The following is a 19,146-nucleotide window of genomic DNA, read 5'->3' on the forward strand; positions in this document are numbered from 1 at the left end:
AGGGACAATTGCGCGCCGCGACTATGAAAGTGAGACTGATCATGAAGAACGATATCCCTGCACAACAACTGCGCTGGCAATTCTGGGTGGATCGCGGCGGCACGTTTACCGACATCGTGGCGCGCCGTCCGGACGGCAAGCTGGTGACGCACAAGCTGCTGTCGGAGTGCCCGGAGCGCTACAGCGACGCCGTCACCCAGGGCATGCGGGACTTGCTGGGATTGCAGCCTGGCGAAGCGCTGCCGGCTGACCAGATCGACGTGATTAAAATGGGCACCACGGTGGCCACCAATGCACTGCTGGAGCGCAAGGGCGCCCGCACCGCGCTGGCCATCACGCGGGGCTTTGCCGACCAGCTGCGTATCGGCTACCAGGACCGGCCCGACATCTTCGCCATGCGCATTGCGCTGCCGGACTTGATTTACGAAAACGTCATCGAAATCGATGAACGCATCGGCGCCCATGGCGAAGTATTGGCGGAACCGGATGAAGCCGTGCTGCGCGGCCAGTTCCAAAGCTTGCGGGAACAGGGTGTGGACGCCATTGCGATTGTGCTGATGCATGCGTACCGCTATCCGCAGCATGAACGGCGCCTGCAGGCGCTGGCGGAAGAAGCAGGCTTTGCGCAAATCTCCGTCAGCCACCAGGTCAGCCCCCTGATGAAAATCGTGGGCCGCGGCGATACCACGGTGGTCGACGCCTACCTGTCGCCGGTATTGCGCGACTACGTGTCGCGCGTACAGTCGGAAACCGGCGACGTGCGCATCATGTTCATGCAGTCCAATGGCGGCTTGACGGAAGCGTCGCGCTTCCAGGGCAAGGATGCGATTTTGTCGGGACCTGCAGGCGGCATTGTCGGCGCCGTGAAAAGCTGTGAAGCCATCGGCTTGAAACAGGTGATCGGCTTTGACATGGGCGGCACGTCAACCGACGTGGCGCATTACGACGGCGCCTATGAACGGGTATTTGAAACCGTGGTGGCCGGCGTGCGGGTGCGGGCGCCGATGATGCATATCCATACGGTGGCGGCGGGCGGCGGTTCCATTTGCAGCTTCGACAATGGCCGTTTCAAGGTCGGACCGGAATCGGCCGGCGCCAACCCGGGCCCGGCCTGCTACCGCAAGGGCGGGCCGCTGACCGTCACGGACTGCAACGTCATGCTGGGCCGCATCCAGCCCGAGCACTTCCCCCATGTGTTCGGCCCGAATGGCGACCAGCCGCTCGACGTCGACGTCGTGCGGCAGCGCTTCACGGAACTGGCGCAACGCATCGCCCGCGAGACGGGCACGGTTCTGACTGCGTCTGCCGTGGCCGACGGTTTCCTGGCCGTGGCGGTCGACAACATGGCGCAAGCGATCAAGTCGATTTCCGTCGAGCGGGGCTATGACGTCAGCCGCTATGCGATGTGCTGCTTTGGCGGCGCGGGCGGCCAGCATGCATGCCGCGTGGCCGACGTGCTGGGCATGACGCGCATCGTGATCCACCCGTTTGCCGGTGTGTTGTCGGCGTTCGGCATGGGCCTGGCCGATATCCGCACCATGCGCGAAGCCGCCGTGGAGCAGGTACTATCCGACGCGGCGCTCGCTGCGCTGGCGCCGGCCATGGCTAAACTGTCGCGCGCAGCCACGGCGGAACTGGCAGCCCAGCACGTACCGCAAGACCAGATCACGGTGGAACTATGCGCCCGCGTCAAATATGAAGACAGCGACGCGGCGTTTGTCATCCCGTTCGGGCATGACGCGGACATGCGGGCAGCGTTTGCCCGCCAGTACAAGGCACGATTCGGTTTCGTCATGGATGATCAGCCGCTGGTGATTGAGTCCGTGTCGGCGGAAGCCATCGGCGCGGGCGATGGCGCCAGCTTTGCCATCGACGTGCCTGCGGCTGAGGGCAGCGATGCGTCGGACATGGTGCAGAGCTATGTCAACGGCGAAACACAAGCCATCCAGCTGCACGTGCGTTCCGCGCTGGCTGTGGGCGACCAGGTGGTGGGCCCGGCTCTGATCCGTGAACAGATTGCCACCACGGTGGTCGATGCCGGGTGGACCGCGACGGTATTGCCCGACTATACGCTGTCGCTGGAGCGTACGGGAGAGGCCGGGAGCGCGCACCGCATCACGACTGCGGTGCATCCGATTCACCTGGAAATCTTCAATAACCTGTTCATGGCCATTGCGCGCCAGATGGGCACCACGCTGGAAAACACGGCGTATTCGGTCAACATGAAAGAGCGCCTGGACTTTTCGTGCGCCGTGTTCGACCGCCATGGCAACCTGATTGCCAACGCGCCGCACATTCCCGTGCACCTGGGTTCCATGAGCGACAGCGTGCAGTGCGTGATTCGCCAGCATGCGGGCAAGATGGCGCCGGGCGATGCCTATGCGCTGAACGTGCCCTACAACGGCGGCACGCATTTGCCGGACATTACTGTCGTCAGCCCCGTGTTTGGCGCCAGCCGTGGTCCGGGCGCGCAGCCGGTATTTTATGTGGCGGCGCGCGGCCACCATGGCGACGTGGGCGGCATCTCTCCCGGCTCGATGCCACCCAACAGCACCACCATCGATGAAGAAGGCGTATTGCTGGATAACGTGAAAATCGTCGATGGCGGCGTGTTCCTGGAGCCGCTGGTGCGCGGCCTGTTTGGGGCGGGGCCGTGGCCGGCCCGCAATATCGACCAGAATATCGCCGACTTGATTGCCCAGCTGGGCGCGTGCGAAACCGGCGCCAATGAATTGCTGAAGGCCGTCGGGCTGTATGGCGAAGACGTGGTGCTGGCGTATATGCAGCACGTGCAGGATAACGCGGAAGCTGCCGTGCGCAAGGCGATTTCCACGCTGCGCGACGCGCAATTTGCGTATGAAATGGATGACGGCGCCGTGCTGCAGGTGCGGCTGTCGATTGACCATGCGAGCCGCAGCGCGACTGTGGACTTCACGGGGACCAGCGAACAGCGTCCCACCAACTTCAATGCGCCGCTGTCGGTCTGCAAGGCCGCCGTACTGTATGTGTTCCGCACCTTGCTCGATACGGATATACCGATGAACGAGGGCGTGTTGAAACCGCTGAATCTGATCGTGCCGGAAGGTTCGATGCTCAATCCCCGCTATCCGGCCGCCGTGGTGGCGGGCAACGTGGAAGTGTCGCAATACGTAACCGATGCGATGTATGGTGCGCTGGGCGTGATGGCCGCATCGCAGGGCACGATGAACAACTTCACGTTCGGTAACAGCGAACACCAGTATTACGAAACCATCGCCGGCGGCTCCGGTGCGGGGCCCGGTTTTGACGGCACGTCGGCGGTCCAGACCCACATGACGAACTCCCGCATGACGGACCCGGAAGTGCTGGAATGGCGCTTCCCCGTACTGGTGGAAACGCATGCGATCCGCCGTGGCAGCGGTGGCGCCGGCAAGCATACGGGCGGCGACGGTGCGCTGCGCCGCATCCGCTTCCTGGAAAAAATGACGGCCAATATCCTGGCCGGACACCGCCGCATTGCGCCGTTCGGACTCCATGGCGCGCAGCCCGGCGCACTGGGGCGCAACTGGGTGGAACGGGGCGACGGCACGGTGGAACATTTCGGCGCGACGCATACGGCCGATATGGAAGCGGGCGACGTATTTGCCATTGAAACACCCGGTGGCGGCGGCTACGGCGAAATGTAAAAGCAGTACTGCAGTAAAACCGGCGGGGCATGGTGCTCCGCCATTGAACAACCTTCAGATACCTACAACAATGAAAAAATCGATGCTTGCGCTCCTGCTGGGCGCATCGGCAGGGATGGCTGCCGCTCAAACTAACGTCAACGTCTATGGCGTGGCCGATATGGCCGTCGTGCGCGAGTCCGGCGGCGTGGCCGGATCCGTCACCAAAGCCACCAGCGGCGTGGCGTCCGGTTCGCGGCTGGGCTTCAAGGGCAGCGAAGAACTGGGCAGCGGTCTGCAAGCCATCTTCTTGCTGGAAAACGGCTTCCAGGCCGACACGGGCGCCATGGGGCAGGGCGGCCTGCTGTTTGGCCGCCAGGCGTATGTGGGCTTGCGCGGCAATGCGGGTAGCGTAACGCTGGGCCGCCAGTACACACCGCAATACCTGGCCGTGGCAGCGGTGGACCCGTTTGGTTCCGGCATGGCCGGCGACACGAAAAACCTGATGACGGCAACCGGCAACAGCGCCAGCCGCATGGACAATTCTGTCAAATACCAGTCGCCGCAACTGGGCGGGTTCACGGTGGAAGCCGTGTACGGCGCAGGGGAAGCCGCGGGCGACAGCGGCGCAGGCCGGCAGCTGGGCGCCAGCGTCGCCTATGCGCAGGGTCCGTTGGCCGTGCGGCTGGCGCACCATCACCGCGACAACAATAGCGCCACCGTGAAAAATGCCGGCAGCGCGCGCAATACCGTGGCCACGGCCGTGTATGACGTGGGCGTGGTGAAAGCGCACCTGGCCTATGGCGTCGACCAGGGCGTCAACAGTGCGCTGCCACGCAACACTGCCAACCCCTATGGCATTGCCGTCACGCCGTCAACGGACAGCCGGGTGCTGCTGCTGGGCGTGACGGTACCGGTGGGCCAGCACGTATGGCTGGCGTCGTGGATCCACAAGGATGACCGCTCGGTACGCAACCAGGATGCCAGCCAGTGGGCGCTGGGCTACCGCTATCTGTTGTCAAAACGCACGGATTTGTATGCAGCGGCAGCGCATATCCGCAACCGCCGCGGCGCAGCCTATACTGTCGGCAGTGCGATCGAGGGCGGCACGGGCAACCGGGCCGTCAACCTCGGTGTACGCCATAACTTTTAACAGGGAGGAGTCATGTTGCAGCGCAGGCATTTCCTGGCGATAGGCTTGCTGGCATTCGCCGGCAGCGGTTCGGTATGGGCGGCGGAAAAGGGGACGGCCGATGAAGCAGTGGCGATGGTGAAGCGCGCCGCTGAATTCCTCAAGAAAAATGGCAAAGACAAGGCGTTCGCTGAATTCAACAATCCGAAGGGCGCCTTTATTGACAAGGACTTATATATCTTTGCTTTCGGCGCCAATGGCGATGGCGTGGAATTGGCCAACGGCGCCAATCCCAAGCTGGTCGGCAAGAATGTGCTGGAAATGAAGGATGCCGATGGCAAGTTCCTCATCAAGGACATACTGAAAATCGGTATGGGCAAGGAGGGCAAGGGCTGGCTGGACTATAAATGGCCCAACCCCGCCAGCGGTACGCTCGACGCCAAGCGTACCTACGTCGAGCGGGTTGACGACGTGATCCTGGGCTGCGGCATTTACCGCTGACCTTACCGTGGTCAATGGCGGCGGGCTTGTTTCTTGCCGCCGCCAGCGCCTTCGCCTTTCTTGGCTTTGGTATGGCTGGCGGCTTCCTTGCCGGATTTCTTGGGTTCCTGTTCAGCGGATGCACGGTTGCCGGTTTCGGCGGCCTGGCGGTTTTGCGTATTTTGCTTGGGCATGGCGGTCTCCCGAAGTGGTAGTCGATGCCTGTATGGTATGACGGCGGGATCCGGCCGGTGTCGGTGCACACCGCCTGGCGCTGTAGGACAGCAGCGCTTGCTGCCTGGTATTGAGCGTGGCCGAATCCGCGACTGGCGTACAGTGGGCAGCTCCAACGGCGTTAAAGGAGCTGCAACATGAACCATTTCTATTCCTCCTGTATCGAAGCTTGCCATGACTGCATGCGGGCATGCGATTACTGCGCGCAGGCATGCCTGGCCGAACCGAATGCCGCGCAACTGGCGCATTGCATCAAGCTCGACATCGATTGTTCCGCACTATGTTCATTGGCGGCCGGGGCCATGGGACGCAACAGCGTCTTTATTGACGAGATTTGCGCGCTGTGCGCGGCTGCCTGTGATTTATGCGCGGAAGAATGCGAACAGCATCCGATGGCGCACTGCCAGGATTGCGCCATCGCGTGCCGCCGCTGTGCCGAGCAATGCCAGCGTATGGTGCGCTCGGCCAGCGGCGCCGCCACGGCGGAATTGTTGCGCGGCGCGCATTAATTTGCAGCGTCAATATTAAGCGTTTTGAGGACTTGCTGAGCGTGTCGCAGACACGCAGCTTTTCCCGTTCGGCGGAAGAGCGGGGCATCACGCAGTCTGCGCTGAGCAAGCGGATCCGGGCGCTGGAGCAATGGGGCGGCGCAGATTTGGTGGACCGCAGCAGTTTTCCCATGGCGCTGACGCCGGCCGGCATGCTGTCCGGGGCAGCGCCAGTCACCGCTGCCGCTGCCGGCGTATGGCGATGCGACGTATTTCGGCCGCGCAGTCGCGCTGCTGGTGGCGCGCGCCGGTCCGGCAGCCTTGGCGCCGTCCAGCGCGTCGGATATGGCTGAAGTATTGAAAGCATTTGCGCTGGCGGGCCAGGGATTGGCGTGGCTGGCGGCCAGCTGTATCGACCGGGAGCTGGCCGAGGGACGGCTGGTGCGTGCCGGCGGGCCCGCATGGTGCCTGCCGATGGAAATTCTCGCCGTGCGCAAGCGCGCCAGCGGCGCAGCCCAGGCGCTGTGGGAAGCGCAGCAAAACCTGTAGCGCCGAGGGTCAGGCGGTGGGCGCGATCTGGAAGGTATTGCCCGCCAATTCCACGTCGGCCGGCGCGACCTGCACGTCATCGACCCTTGCGGCGGGCGGCCCGTTGCGCGCCCACGCGACCACCTGGTCTATGGCCGGCGCTGCGCCCTGCACACACGCTTCCACCGTGCCATCGCGCCGGTTGCGCACCCAGCCTGCCAGCCCCAGTTCCGTGGCCCTCTCGGCAAATGCATAGCGGTAGCCGACGCCCTGCACCCGTCCAGCCACAATGATTTTTGTCGCCATGGCGTGGCTCCTATTTAACGAGGACATATTGGCCGGGCGCATCGCCCAGCACGGGATAGGCGGCCGAGCCCATGGCGGGCGGCGTCACGGGTGCGCCCGAATGCGCCTGCAGCCACGCCAGCCACGCCGGCCACCATGAACCTTGCTGTTCTGGTACCGCGCCAAACCAGGCGTCGGGATCCGTGTACGGCATGCCTTGCAGCCGCGTGCCGAGCCGGTAGTGGCGGTGTGGATGCCCCGGTTCGCTGATGATGCCGGCGTTGTGCCCGCCGCTGGTCAGCACGAACGTCAAGTCCGTATTGGTCAGGTAGTGCAGCTTGTATACGGAGCGCCACGGCGACACGTGATCGGTTTCCGTGCCCACGCAAAACACGGGCAACGTGATGTCGTTGAGCGATACGGGCCGGCCATCAACTGGATAGCGGCCCTCACTCAAGCGGTCTTCAAGGAACAGCCAGCGCAAATACTGGCTGTGCATGCGGGCCGGCATGCGCGTGGTATCCAGATTCCACGCCATCAAGTCGTTGAGTTCCGTGGCTTCTCCCAGCAGGTACTGGTTGATCATGCGTGACCACAGCAAATCATACGAGCGCAGCATCTGGAATGCGCCCGCCATTTGTTCGGCCTTCAGATAACCGGTTTCTGCCAGCTGCGCTTCGATCAGGCTGACCTGGCTTTCATCGATAAACAGCCCCAGTTCGCCCGGTTCGCTGAAATCCGTCTGGGCTGCAAACAGCGTCAGGGACTTCAGCCGGTTGCCGCCGTTGCGCGACAGCGCTGCAGCGCCGATGGCGGCCAGCGTTCCGCCAAGGCAGTATCCCGCCACGTGCACGTGCGCATCGGGCACGATATTGGCGAGGGCGTCGAGCGCCTCGAACATGCCCCGTTTCAGGTAATCGTCCATGCCCAGTTCCCGGTCCGATACATCGGGATTTTTCCAGGATACGCAAAACACCGTGTGGCCTTCTTCGACCAGGTGGCGGATCAGCGAATTGTGCGGCGACAGGTCAAGGATGTAATACTTCATGATCCACGCGGGCACCAGCAACACGGGTTCCGGGTGCACTTGCCCGGTGGCGGGGCTGTATTGAATCAATTCCATCAACGCATTGCGCAGCACGACCTTGCCTGGGGTGACGGCCACTTGCTGTCCCGGCGTGTAGCGTTCAAGGCCCGGCAACGGCCCGTTTTGCAGCTTGCGCAGCACATCGGCTGCCAGCGCCTGCGCGCCTTGCGCGAAATTTGCTCCCCATAGACCGGCTGTCCGTTGCAGCACAGTGGGATTGGTGCACCACAGGTTGCCGGGGGACGTGATGTCCAGCCATTGGCGGGCCAGGAATGACAGCACATCTTCATGGTGCTGGCTGACGCCCCACACGCCACGCACCGCCTGTTCCCACCAGTTCTGGCGCAGCAGGAAAGCCTTGCGCCACACGTGGAATGGCCAGTTATTCCATTCGGCGGCGGCAAACCGGCGGTCGCGCGACGGCGTCACTTCGCTGGACGGCTGCATGATGGTGGCAGCCAGTTCAACTGCTTCCTGCCATGCGAGCCATGCCAGGTCCAGTTGCCTGCCGGGGGATAGCGCCAGATGGCTGGCCCAGTCGACGGCTGCGAGCCGGACGGATTCCGGCGACAGGGTTTGGCAGAATTTGGCCCACGCCGCGTGCACGTGGGGATCAAACGCCTGCGCCATCGTGTGGGCGGGGGCAGTCGGGCGGGTTGTGAGCATGGCGGTTCCCCTTTGGTTGGAAATCACATATGATTCACAAAATAACAAATGTATATAAAAACTGTATCAATAATCCAGCTTGAACGGAACCGACATAATGAACGAATATCAGGATATCGTGGTGGAACCGGCCGCCTCCGGTGTGCAAGTCATCCGCTTGAACCGTCCCCAATCGAAAAATGCGCTGCGCAATGCCACATTGCGCGAAGTGGTGGCCGCGCTGGCGGCGGCGACCGATGACGCCAGCGTGCGCGCCGTTGTCATTACCGGCGGCGACGAGATTTTCGCCGCAGGCGCGGACTTGCACGAAATGGCGGCGCTGGATGCGATTGCCGCTGCCCGCGACGTGCGCCCTCAATATTGGCGGGCGATTGCGGGATTTTCCAAGCCGCTGATCGCGGCGGTCAACGGCTTTGCGCTGGGCGCCGGCTGTGAAATGCTGATGCATGCCGATATCGTGGTGGCCGGCGAATCGGCCCGTATCGGCCAGCCGGAAATCAACCTGGGCATCATTCCCGGCGCGGGCGGCACACAGCGCCTGGTGCGTACGGTCGGCAAGCCGCTGGCCATGAAAATGGTGCTGGGCGGCGAAATGATCTCCGCGGAACGGGCGCTGGCGGCGGGACTGGTCAGCGACGTGGTGCCGGATGGCGAAGTCATGGCCACGGCCATGGCGCAGGCGCAGCGCATTGCGCAAAAATCCCCGCTGGCCGTGGCGCTGGCCAAGGAAGCTGTGCTGCGCTCGTTTGAAATGCACCTGGAGGCGGGGCTGCAATTTGAACGCAAGTCGTTCTCGCTGCTGGCGGCCAGCGAAGACCGCAAGGAGGGGATTGCTGCGTTCATGGAAAAGCGGCAGGCGAATTTTACTGGCAAGTAGCGTGCAGGGATTTGGTACACTCCGTGCTTTTTGCTGCAAGGAAGTACCATGGCAGAGTTACCTGAACTGCGCGCAATGGCGCTCAGTTGCCTGCTGATTAACGATCCTGTCACCAAGGTGGCAGCCATCAACGCCATGAATGACGCGGTGCAGGCGGGCGCTTTTCGCCTCGGCAGCAGCAGCGCGCTGGACACGGCTGGCGAAATCCCCGGCCGGCCGCAACGTCCCGAACTCGTTGCCCCCAAGCTCGTGGGCCGCCGCTCCATGGTAACCGTGGAGGGCCGCGCCATGCTGGTCCATGCGCTGGCCCATATCGAATTCAATGCCGTGAACCTGGCGCTCGATGCGCTGTGGCGTTTCCCCGGCATGCCGGACCAGTATTACCACGACTGGCTGCGCGTGGCGCGCGAAGAGGCATATCACTATTCGCTGCTGTCGGCGCACCTGGAAGCGCAAGGCTTCCGCTATGGCGATTTCACTGCGCACGGCAGCTTATGGGAAATGGTGGAAAAAACCAAAGGCGACGTGCTGGCCCGCATGGCGCTGGTGCCGCGCACCTTGGAAGCCCGTGGCCTGGATGCGATCCCGCCGCTGCGCGCCAAGCTGGCGCAAGCCGGCGACCAGCAAGCGGCGGACATCCTCGACATTATCTTGCGCGATGAAATCGGCCATGTGGAAATCGGCAACCGCTGGTATGGCTACCTGTGCCGTTTGCGCGGCGTTGACCCGGTCGCGGCGTACGAACAACTGGTGGTGCAATACAAGGCGTCCGTCAAAGGCCCGTATAACCTGGCCGCCCGGCGCCAGGCCGGTTTCACGGAAGAAGAATTGCGCACCTTTGTCTAGCCTGCGAATCCGGTTATCATCATGTCTTGATAGCAATTTTGCAAGACGGAGGGTGCGATGGGAGATAAAAAGATCACAGACCCGGCTAAAACAGTCGTGAAGCATGTCAGTGGCGCGGTCAATGAAACGGCTGACTTGCTGGGGCAAAGCGGCCCGCTGACGCCGGGCAGCGGCCTGGCCAGCGGTGTGCTGGCGTTTACATTGGGCCTGCTGAGCTTATTGGGCGTGGCGGCGTTCCACTTTCCGCAATACCTGACGACGCCGGAACTGCGGCGTGAATATGATCCGGACGTCATCCGCCACATCATGTTTGCCGCCCTCGTGATCGCCGGTTCCATCAGCCTGCTCAACGTGCTGTTCAAACGGGAACGGGCGCTCAATGCCGTGGCCGGCGTGATGGTGATCGCTGCCGTGGCGGCGGGCGGTTCGCACGTGCCGGTCAACGATTTCCCCGACCATACGCCGTACATCGGGCTGGACTGGTTCATCCTGGACTTGCTGGGTTCCACCGTGATTTTCGCGGCGATTGAAAAAGTCTTCCCGCTGTATAAAGGCCAGTTGCTGTTCCGCCGCGAGTGGCAGACCGACATGGTGCACTTCGCCGTCAACCATTTCATCGTGGGCCTGGCGCTGCTGACGGTCAACTTCGCCATCCACCGCCTGTTTGGCTGGATGGTCAACGATACCGTGCACAGCATGGTGCAGGCAATTCCCTTCGTGCCGCAGCTGTTGCTGTGCATCCTGGTGGCGGACCTGGTGCAGTACTGGACCCACCGCAGCTACCATGAGATTCCCTTCCTGTGGCGCTTCCACGCCGTGCACCATTCCGCGAAAACCATGGACTGGCTGGCCGGGTCGCGCCAGCACATCCTGGAGCTGCTGTGCACCCGCGTCGGCGTGCTGGGCGCGCTGTACGTGCTGGGCTTCGACAAGGAAGTGATGGATGTGTACATTATCGTGGTGGGTTTCCAGGCCGTGTTCAACCACGCGAATGTGCACTTGCCATGGGGCCCGCTGAAGTACGTCATCGTTACGCCGGACTTCCACCACTGGCACCATTCATCGGACGACGTGGCCATTGACCGCAATTACGCGGCCCACTACGCCTTCCTGGACCACTTGTTCGGCACGGCCATCAAGGGCCAGGAGGGTTTCCCGGAGAAGTACGGCGTGCAGGGCGACTATATGCCGGACGGGTTCCTCAACCAGCTGATGTTCCCGTTCCGTAAGCAAAAATAATCAGGCGTCGTCGCGGCCCGGCAGTTTCAGCACGCCGGTGTGGAAGTCGTATTCATAGATTTCGCCATACCGGCCCCATTCAATGGCCACTTCCAGCATGCGCTGCGCGCCATCGGCTTCCGTGCCGTCGGCCAGCAATTCCAGGAATGGCCCTTCCGGCAACGTGCCGCCGGCCTGCTGTTCCAGTTCGCGGCGGATGCGTGCTGCCAGCGGCACGTGCGCCAGCAACTGCTGGCCAAACAATTGCTGGCGTTCCGTGTGGCCGGCCTGTGCATAGCGCCAGCCCAGCGGCGTCAATGCAATGTCGCCTTGTTCGACGGTTGCCAGGCCCAGCATGCCCAGCGCTTCATAGGCCGGGAACAATTCCTCATCCGCCAGTTCCGCTTCTTCCGACAGTTGCGGCAAGTCCGCGCGGCCGCCAAAGGGCGCGTCGGCCAGCAATTCCAGCACGCTTTCAATGCGGTTGACGTCCGTCTCGGGCAAGCGGTAATCGGCCGCCGGCGCAGCGGCAGGCGCGGCGCGGCGCGTCATCAGGCCATACACGTGATCAACCAGCGCCCGCACTTCCGGCGAATCCGCATTGCGCGGGCGCGGCAAGTCGATGCGCACTTCATCGCGGATGCGGCCCGGATCGCTGGACAGGATAATGATGCGGTCCGACATCATGACGGCTTCTTCGATGTTGTGCGATACGATCAAAATGCCGCGCGTGGGGATGCGCTTTTCACCCCACAGTTCCAGGATATCGTCGCGCAGGGTTTCACCCGTCAGCACGTCCAGCGCGGAAAAGGCTTCATCCATCAGCAGCACGTCCGGCTGTGTGGCCAGTGCGCGGGCAATCCCGACGCGCTGGCGCATACCGCCCGACAGTTCGCGCGGCAGCGCACCGCCGAAGCCGGCCAGGCCGATCAGTTCCAGCATGGCTTCGGCCCGTGCACGGCGCTCGGCGGGCGCCATGCCTTGCGCTTCCAGCCCCAGCTCCACGTTTTGCTGCACCGTCAGCCAGGGGAACAGCGCAAACGACTGGAACACCATGGCGATGCCGCGCGCCGGGCCATTGATGGGGCGGCCGTTATAGGCGGCCGTGCCGCTGTCGGCGGCCACCAGCCCGGCAATGATGCGCAGCAGCGTCGATTTGCCGGACCCGGATTTCCCCAGCAGCGCAACGATTTCGCCCTGCGCCAGGACGAAGTTCACACCTTCCAGCACCGTGCGCGGTGCGCCATCGGTTTTGCGGAACGCCTTCGATACATTGTTCAATTCGATCAGCATGCTCATACCCCATCCTTGCTTCATCCATAATTCATCGTCAACGGCTGCGCTCTTCGGCCATCCGGTACAGGTTTTGCCACAGGAAGCGGTTCAGCAGCATGACGAACACGCACATGATCCCGATCCCCAATGCCGTGCGGGGAAAGTCGCCGGCATCCGTCATTTGCTTGATATAGCTGCCCAGGCCATCGGCCACCAGCTGCGTATCGCCCCACGTCACGTATTCCGCCACGATGCTGGCGTTCCACGAACCGCCCGATGCCGTGACTGCGCCCGTGACGAAACTGGGGAACACGGCAGGCAGATAGACCCGCTTCCATTTCAGCCAGCCGGACAAGCCCAGGTTATCGGCAGCCAGGCGCAATTCGCCGGGCAAGGCCGACGCGCCGGCCACCACATTGAACAGGATGTACCACTGCGTTCCGAATACCATCAATGGGCTGAGCCACACGTTCGGGTTCAAATGCAGGTGCACCAGCGCGTACACAACCAGCGGGAACATCAGGTTGACGGGGAAGGCTGCCAGGAATTGCGCGAACGCCTGCACCTGGCGCGACCATGCGGGGCGCAAGCCGATCCACACGGCCACCGGCACCCAGAACAGCGACGCCAGCGCAATCAGCACCATCACGCGTACAAGCGTAATCGCGCCCAGCATGACCACGTGCAGCGCTTCACCCCAGCCCACTTCCGTATGCACGAACAGCACGAAGCGCCATGCGCAGAACAGGCCAACCAGCAGCAACGATGCATCCCACGCGCGCGCTTTCCATGGCGATCCAGGCGGACCTTCCGGCGCATTGGCGACGCCGTCGGCCGGGTGGCTGAACCAGCCCAGCGTGGCGTTCATGGCGGCGCCGATGCGCGCGGCAATGGCGCTGATCCACGCGCTGCGGCGGCCCCAGTCCAGCACCCATGACTGCTGCGCGGGTTCACCCTGGCTGTCGGCGGAATGGAATTTGCCGGCCCACGCCAGCAGGGGACGGAAAAACAGCTGGTCGTATAGCACGATCCCGGCAAACATGGCGCAAATGGCCCACGCAATGGCGCCGCTGTTGCGCTGCTCGATGGCCACGGCGATGTAAGCGCCGATGCCCGGCAGCTTGATATCCTGGCCCGCGACGGAAATCGCTTCGGCCGCAACGAGGAAAAACCAGCCGCCCGACATCGACATCATCATGTTCCACAGCAGCGGCGGCATCGCGTGCGGCAATTCCAGGCGCCAGAAGCGCTGCCATGCAGACAGCCGGAACACCCGCGCCGCCTCAAGCAGTTCCGGCGGGATGGTTTTAATCGACTGGTACAGGCTGAACGCCATATTCCACGCCTGCGACGTAAAAATCGCAAAGACGGCGGCACATTCGACCCCCAGCACATTGCCGGGAAACAGGGCAATGAACGGCGCGATGGCAATTGCCTGGAAACCCAGGATCGGTACCGACTGCAGCACGTCGATCAGCGGCACCAGGACGCGTTCCGCCATGCGCCAGCGCGTGGCAATGGCGGCAAAGGCAAACGTGAACAGCAGCGCACAAGCCAGCGCCATGAACATGCGCAGCGTGGTGCGCAGCAGGTAATACGGCAAATACGCAATGTCCAGTGACACGGGCATGGGCTGGCCCAGCACGAAGGGCCTGCTCATCTGCATGGCGCCATAGGCAGCGGCTGCCAGCAGCGCCAGTACCAATGGCAGCAGCGCCCAGTCCCAGCGGTTCGGTGTCATGGCCGGGCGCGTGGCCAGGCCGGCGGCGGGTTGGCCGCGGTGTGGTGCAGTCAGCAAGGAAGCCTCCGTCAGGATGGTTCGGCTTCCCTTTCATATGCGCTTGTCATGCCATCGATGCGCCGCGCGCAGCTGCGGCATGCCGGCCTGCTGCATAGGCAGGTGCGGTATCACGGCAAGAAGTTGGGATGGGAGCGCCGCCGGCGGATGCCTGGACAGCGTTTGCCATCATCCGCCTGGGGCGCGATGACGGCGAGGAGGGGAATCCTGCTTTATCGGGCCTGGGCGGTACCGGCTACTGGCCGGCTACAACTATCACTCGAACAAGTACCCATGAAGGGGATTCCATAAAATTCAGACAGCGTGGATTGTAGGCGGGCGGGAATATTGGGGTCAAGAAATAGCTTGTAACAGGCGCTTACAATTACCCGATCGCCGCGGCGTTGCGCGGGGACGGCCGCCCTGGGCCGTCCGCAGTACATTTACTGCCTGGCCGCATCGGCATTGGCATCGGCAGCGCTGACGGTCCGCCTGGTTGCCGCTTCAACAGCCTGCGTGGCCTGGGCCGTGACCTGGTTGACGGCTTCGGTGGCGGTACGCGCCATGCCGTCGGCCACAATGGCGGTGGCTTGCTGGTTGGCGCTCCACAGCTGGCCCCACGCCTTTTGCTGCAGCTTGGCGGCGCTTTCAAACAATGCCTGCGACGTGTCGAGCATGGCGCGCACGGCTTGCTGCTGGATGATTTGCGTGGACGTCGTCAGCCATTCCTGCCAGCCATGCTGGAAGACTTCGCCGTACAGGCTGCTGAGTTTGCGCCACATATTGTCCACTTCGCCGGCGCCGGGGTAAGCAGCGGCGGAAGGGGGAGGTTGGACGAAATCGCTCATGGGACGCTCCTTTATAAAATCAAGATGGCAGGAGGCGCCAGTGTATGCAAACCGTGCGAGCCGTGGCGCGCGAATTGTCGCCCGATCATGTCCGCGGGTTGGTTACATGCTTTCATGCCAAACGGGCCAGTGCGCTGGCGTTACGCGGCACTCTTGCAGCAGCGCGGCAAATTCCGGGCTCGACAGCCACGCATATTCGCGCAGGCGGAACGGCTCCAGGCTGTGACTGTGCCGGGGCAGGGCCGGATGGCACATGGCCAGCGCTCCTTGCGGCGGTACGCTGCGCAGCCATTTGCGCCACAGAACCGCCAAATCCGCGCCGCTGGATAAATCGTAGACGCCAAGAAAATCGCGATTGGCGGAATGGCCGGCAATCCGCGCCCGCCGGTGCAAGGCACGCGCGCCGAGCAAGCCGATGATGGCGGCCTTGGCGCCGCGCCAGCGCTGCGGGCGGGTATCGCGTATGTGCACGCCGGCGCCATAGCGGCTTGCGGCCAGCACATCCAGCAGCGCGTCGCGGATCATCGGGAACTGGTGCACGTGTTCGTGGCCGTCCACGAAGACGGGCGGGCGTCCCGTCAACTGGCAAAAGCGGTCCAGCTGGGCCGCTATGATGGTGCGCACGCGTTCCGGCTTCAGTGTGCGCATCCATGCCGCCACCATCACGCCTGGCAAGGTGGCGGCATTGCTATACGCTGCATGGGCCAGCGCGCTGGTGAAATCCAGATGCAGGCCCAGGCCGGCATCGGCGCTGTGCAGCGCTTCGATCGCGGCGCGTGCTGGCCGTCCAAGCGACATCACACTGGCGGACGTGACAATCCCGCGCTGCGCCAGCTCAATGACAGCATCATCGATGGCCGGGTGCATGCCGACGTCGTCGGCATTGATGATCAGGGGGGCGGCGTTGCGCGGCTGGCCTGTCATCGCGCAAATGCCCAGCATTTGCCGGCCATGAACGTCATGGCGGCCACCAGCACGGTGACCAGCGCTTGCAGCGGCAGGTAGTACTGTACGCCCACGTGCGCCAGTGCTGCCACGTACAGCAGCTGGTTCAGCATCAGGCCCGCCAGCGACGTGGCCAGCCAGCGGGGCAGGCTGGCGCGCCAGCGCCGGGTGCTGCCGTAAGTGTAGCGGCAATGGCCCGTAAAACTCGCGGCAAAGGCTGGAAGAAAGGCCAGTGGATTGGCCCAGGCAGGCGGCAGGCCGCATATCGCCACGGCCAGCCACATGGCGCCGAGGTGTACTGCGGCCGCCGTGGCCCCAACGGCGAGGAAAGCCGGCAACGAAGCGCGCACGGCCATGTCAAGGCGCCGCCCGTGGCCGCAGTGGCTGTGGCTGTTCCGTCTGCCCGACGGCGCTGTGGTCAACCCGCCGGTCCAGGATATACAGGGGCCGCTGCTTGGTCTCTTCAAAGATGCGGCCCAGGTATTCGGCAATCACGCCGAGGCAAATCAGCTGGATGCCGGACAGCAGCATCATGCCGGAGGCCAGCGTGGCCCAGCCGGACAAAGCATTGCCAACAATGAGTTTTTCCGCGGCTATATACAAGCCATAGGCGATTGCCAGCAGGGAAATCACGACCCCGGCCAGCGAGACCATGCGCAGCGGCTTCATGGAAAATGACGTCATGCCCAGGGACGCCAGTTCCAGCAATTGCCACCATTTGAATTTACTGTTGCCGGCCGTGCGCGCTTCCGCGTCAAACGGCAAGACGCGGGTTTTAAAGCCCATCCATGCAAACAAGCCTTTCATGTAGCGGGTCCGTTCCGGCAATTGCAGCAACGCTTGCACGACCCGGCGGTCCAGCAGGCGGAAGTCGCCCGCGCCGGACGGGATGCGGAACCGTTCGCCGCCCTGCAGCAAGCGGTAAAACAGCCGCTTGGCGCTGCGCATCACCCAGCTTTCCCGGTCGCGCGAATGTTGCGCGGCGATGGCCATGTCGACGCCGTCGCGCCACGCGGAAATCATTTCCGGCAGCATGCCGGCGGGATGCTGGCCATCGCCATCCATGGTAATGACCGCGTCGCCCCGTGCCGCCGCCAAGCCCGCCGTCAACGCAGCTTCCTTGCCGAAATTGCGTGACAAATGCAGTAATTGCACGTTGGCGCCGTGCCAGCTGGTTTCGAATTGCGCGACGACGTCTTCCAGTCCGTCGTTGCCGCCATCGTTGACAATGACGGCTTCCCAGTCGACCCCGCAGCGCTCCAGCATATGCGCCACGCGGGGCAGCAGGATTGCCAGCGACGGCGCTTCATTGAGTACGGGCAGCACGACGGAAACAGACTGCCGCCCGTGGCGGCGCCGCTCGATGGTATGTAAGGTCATGGTCACTCCCGGATCAGGCTGCGGCGGTTGCCGGTATATACGATGCGTTCCTGTGGAATATTCAGGCGGGTGACATCGCTATTGTCGAGGACGGCATAGCGCTCGCCACGGGGATCGGGCATGGGCTGGAAGGCAATGCGGTCGTGTCCGTAAAACGCCGATGAAAACGCCGGCTTGCAGCGGTAAGGAAGGATCGATCCTTCCGTCGCCACGCGCTGGTAAGCAGTGGCCAGCATGCGGTCGGACTGGGTTTCCACCTTTTGCACGATCCACGGCGTGCCGCCCAGCACGGCCAGCGCACCGAGCATGGCGCCCACGGCGCTGATGCGCTGGCGCGCGGCGTCGGCCTGTTCCAGCCATTGCGCGGCGAGCACGGCAAATGGCGGCACGGCCGTCAGCGCGTAAGTCCAGATAATGTTGCGGCTGAAGGTAAAGAACAGCAGCGGCGTCAGCACTGCGCACCACAGGTAGCGCGTCAGCGCCGCGTTGGCTGTGGGCTGTCTGCTCCACAGGATCGCCAGGCGGTTGAAGAAAACGCCCAGCCACGGCAGGATGGCCCCGGCCCAGAACACCCACTCCGCGCCAATCGGCTGGCGGTGTGCGGTGCCATAGCGGTCACCCGTCCAGCCGGGTTCGAGAAAACGGGCGAAATGTTCGCCGACGATGAAATAGCGGAGGAATCCCGGGTACGCCTGTTCGGCTGCCACGTACCACGGCACGCAAATGGCCAATGCCAGCGCAACACCGCCCAGGTCCCACAATGCACCCAGGAATACACGTACTTGGCGCTGCCATACGGCATAAGCCAGCAATGGCATGCCGATCAGTGCCCACGTTGCCAGGCCCTTGGCCAGCGCACCCAGGCCGACCATGGCCCAGAACGCATAGCGCCAGCGCTGACCCTGCGCGCGGCCACTGTTGAGTGCGCGCCACGCGAAATATTGCGCTGCGAAAATGACCGCCATCTGTACAGCATCCGTCATGACGGTACCTGCCGTCACATAAAACAGTGGCGACGTCACCAGGATCAGCAAGACGGGCAAGCGCCGCGCCTGGCCCAATTGCCGGGTGAACGCGACAGCGATCCATGCAGTCAGGGCGCTCAGCAGCAATGCAGGCAGGCGCGCGGCAAATTCCGACACGCCGAACACGGACATGGAGGCAGCGCTGGTCCACGTCGACAGCGGGGGCTTGGCAAAGAACGGCGTTGCCGCATCCATGTGCGGCATCAGCCAATAGCCGTGCACAGCAGTCTGGCGCGCCAGTTCGCCATAACGGGCTTCCGTCGTATCGGCCAGCGCCGCCGCCCACATCAGCCAAAGCCGTGCGGCCAGCAAGACCAGCACGGCCGCCAGCATCCATGCGGACCAGCGGGAAGAAGACGGCGCAGTGTCATTACGGGCGTGCTGCATGGCAGGAAACACAAGAAAAACAGG

Annotated in this window: 19 protein-coding genes; 9 read left to right on the forward strand and 10 right to left on the reverse strand. The window is 63.3% G+C overall.

Annotation, left to right across the window (positions count from 1 at the left end):
- Positions 1 to 41: 41 nt before the first annotated feature.
- The 3 genes from GM668_RS22330 (at position 42) to GM668_RS22340 (ending at position 5,277) form a co-directional block, all read left to right on the forward strand.
- Entirely contained in the window at positions 42 to 3,665 is a 3,624-nt protein-coding gene (locus GM668_RS22330; RefSeq protein ID WP_155441174.1) for a hydantoinase B/oxoprolinase family protein, read from the forward strand.
- Between the two features lie 70 nt (positions 3,666 to 3,735).
- A complete protein-coding gene (locus GM668_RS22335; protein WP_155441175.1) occupies positions 3,736 to 4,797 on the forward strand; it encodes a porin in 1,062 nt (353 codons plus the stop codon).
- A 12-nt stretch (positions 4,798 to 4,809) separates the two neighbouring features.
- Positions 4,810 to 5,277, forward strand: coding sequence for a cache domain-containing protein (locus GM668_RS22340; protein ID WP_155441176.1), 468 nt, complete (start codon positions 4,810 to 4,812; stop codon positions 5,275 to 5,277).
- A gap of 11 nt (positions 5,278 to 5,288) precedes the next feature.
- On the opposite strand, the gene GM668_RS22345 is transcribed toward GM668_RS22340, so the two are convergent.
- Positions 5,289 to 5,450, reverse strand: coding sequence for a hypothetical protein (locus GM668_RS22345; protein ID WP_155441177.1), 162 nt, complete (start codon positions 5,448 to 5,450; stop codon positions 5,289 to 5,291).
- Positions 5,451 to 5,627: 177 nt separating this feature from the next.
- Between GM668_RS22345 and GM668_RS22350 the strand changes: the two genes are divergently transcribed.
- Genes GM668_RS22350 through GM668_RS30945 form a run of 3 tightly spaced genes read left to right on the forward strand, consistent with a single transcriptional unit; the run spans position 5,628 to position 6,527 of the window.
- A complete protein-coding gene (locus GM668_RS22350) occupies positions 5,628 to 5,999 on the forward strand; it encodes a four-helix bundle copper-binding protein (protein WP_155441178.1) in 372 nt (123 codons plus the stop codon).
- Positions 6,000 to 6,040: 41 nt separating this feature from the next.
- Positions 6,041 to 6,331 carry a helix-turn-helix domain-containing protein gene (locus GM668_RS22355; protein ID WP_371868757.1) on the forward strand — a complete coding sequence of 97 codons (291 nt, stop codon included), beginning with the start codon at positions 6,041 to 6,043 and terminating at the stop codon, positions 6,329 to 6,331.
- Positions 6,276 to 6,527 (forward strand): LysR substrate-binding domain-containing protein, encoded by a 252-nt coding sequence (locus tag GM668_RS30945; RefSeq protein WP_371868758.1) that lies wholly within the window; start codon positions 6,276 to 6,278, stop codon positions 6,525 to 6,527. Before GM668_RS22355 ends, GM668_RS30945 begins: the two co-directional genes overlap by 56 nt.
- Before the next feature lie 9 nt (positions 6,528 to 6,536).
- On the opposite strand, the gene GM668_RS22360 is transcribed toward GM668_RS30945, so the two are convergent.
- Both GM668_RS22360 and GM668_RS22365 read right to left on the reverse strand, forming a co-directional pair.
- Positions 6,537 to 6,812 carry an acylphosphatase gene (locus GM668_RS22360; protein ID WP_155441179.1) on the reverse strand — a complete coding sequence of 92 codons (276 nt, stop codon included), beginning with the start codon at positions 6,810 to 6,812 and terminating at the stop codon, positions 6,537 to 6,539.
- A gap of 10 nt (positions 6,813 to 6,822) precedes the next feature.
- Positions 6,823 to 8,544, reverse strand: coding sequence for a PHA/PHB synthase family protein (locus GM668_RS22365; RefSeq protein ID WP_371868759.1), 1,722 nt, complete (start codon positions 8,542 to 8,544; stop codon positions 6,823 to 6,825).
- A gap of 97 nt (positions 8,545 to 8,641) precedes the next feature.
- Here GM668_RS22365 and GM668_RS22370 point away from each other — a divergent pair, with 97 nt between their 5' ends.
- The 3 genes from GM668_RS22370 to GM668_RS22380 are packed head-to-tail and all read left to right on the forward strand — an operon-like array spanning position 8,642 to position 11,506.
- Positions 8,642 to 9,421, forward strand: coding sequence for an enoyl-CoA hydratase-related protein (locus GM668_RS22370; protein ID WP_155441180.1), 780 nt, complete (start codon positions 8,642 to 8,644; stop codon positions 9,419 to 9,421).
- Positions 9,422 to 9,469: 48 nt separating this feature from the next.
- The gene (locus GM668_RS22375) at positions 9,470 to 10,267 is read left to right on the forward strand and encodes a ferritin-like domain-containing protein (protein ID WP_155441181.1); all 798 of its coding nucleotides are present in this window, start codon (positions 9,470 to 9,472) and stop codon (positions 10,265 to 10,267) included.
- A 57-nt stretch (positions 10,268 to 10,324) separates the two neighbouring features.
- Entirely contained in the window at positions 10,325 to 11,506 is a 1,182-nt protein-coding gene (locus GM668_RS22380) for a sterol desaturase family protein (RefSeq protein ID WP_155441182.1), read from the forward strand.
- Here the strand turns inward: GM668_RS22380 and GM668_RS22385 are convergent, their stop codons facing one another.
- The 7 genes from GM668_RS22385 to GM668_RS22415 form a co-directional block, all read right to left on the reverse strand.
- A complete protein-coding gene (locus GM668_RS22385; protein ID WP_155441183.1) occupies positions 11,507 to 12,784 on the reverse strand; it encodes an ABC transporter ATP-binding protein in 1,278 nt (425 codons plus the stop codon).
- A 31-nt stretch (positions 12,785 to 12,815) separates the two neighbouring features.
- Complete coding sequence (locus tag GM668_RS22390) at positions 12,816 to 14,501, reverse strand: ABC transporter permease (protein WP_155441260.1); 1,686 nt, start codon at positions 14,499 to 14,501, stop codon at positions 12,816 to 12,818.
- Between the two features lie 479 nt (positions 14,502 to 14,980).
- Entirely contained in the window at positions 14,981 to 15,385 is a 405-nt protein-coding gene (locus GM668_RS22395; RefSeq protein ID WP_155441184.1) for a hypothetical protein, read from the reverse strand.
- Between the two features lie 102 nt (positions 15,386 to 15,487).
- Positions 15,488 to 16,327, reverse strand: a complete 840-nt coding sequence (locus GM668_RS22400; RefSeq protein WP_155441185.1) for a ChbG/HpnK family deacetylase — start codon at positions 16,325 to 16,327, stop codon at positions 15,488 to 15,490.
- Positions 16,306 to 16,686 (reverse strand): GtrA family protein, encoded by a 381-nt coding sequence (locus GM668_RS22405; RefSeq protein WP_155441186.1) that lies wholly within the window; start codon positions 16,684 to 16,686, stop codon positions 16,306 to 16,308. The genes GM668_RS22400 and GM668_RS22405 overlap by 22 nt, the downstream gene beginning before the upstream one ends.
- A gap of 1 nt (position 16,687) precedes the next feature.
- Complete coding sequence (locus GM668_RS22410; RefSeq protein ID WP_155441187.1) at positions 16,688 to 17,710, reverse strand: glycosyltransferase family 2 protein; 1,023 nt, start codon at positions 17,708 to 17,710, stop codon at positions 16,688 to 16,690.
- A gap of 2 nt (positions 17,711 to 17,712) precedes the next feature.
- Positions 17,713 to 19,122, reverse strand: coding sequence for an ArnT family glycosyltransferase (locus GM668_RS22415; RefSeq protein WP_155441188.1), 1,410 nt, complete (start codon positions 19,120 to 19,122; stop codon positions 17,713 to 17,715).
- Positions 19,123 to 19,146: the final 24 nt, after the last annotated feature.

Source organism: Pseudoduganella ginsengisoli, assembly GCF_009720865.1.
Classification (GTDB): domain Bacteria; phylum Pseudomonadota; class Gammaproteobacteria; order Burkholderiales; family Burkholderiaceae_D; genus Rugamonas; species Rugamonas ginsengisoli.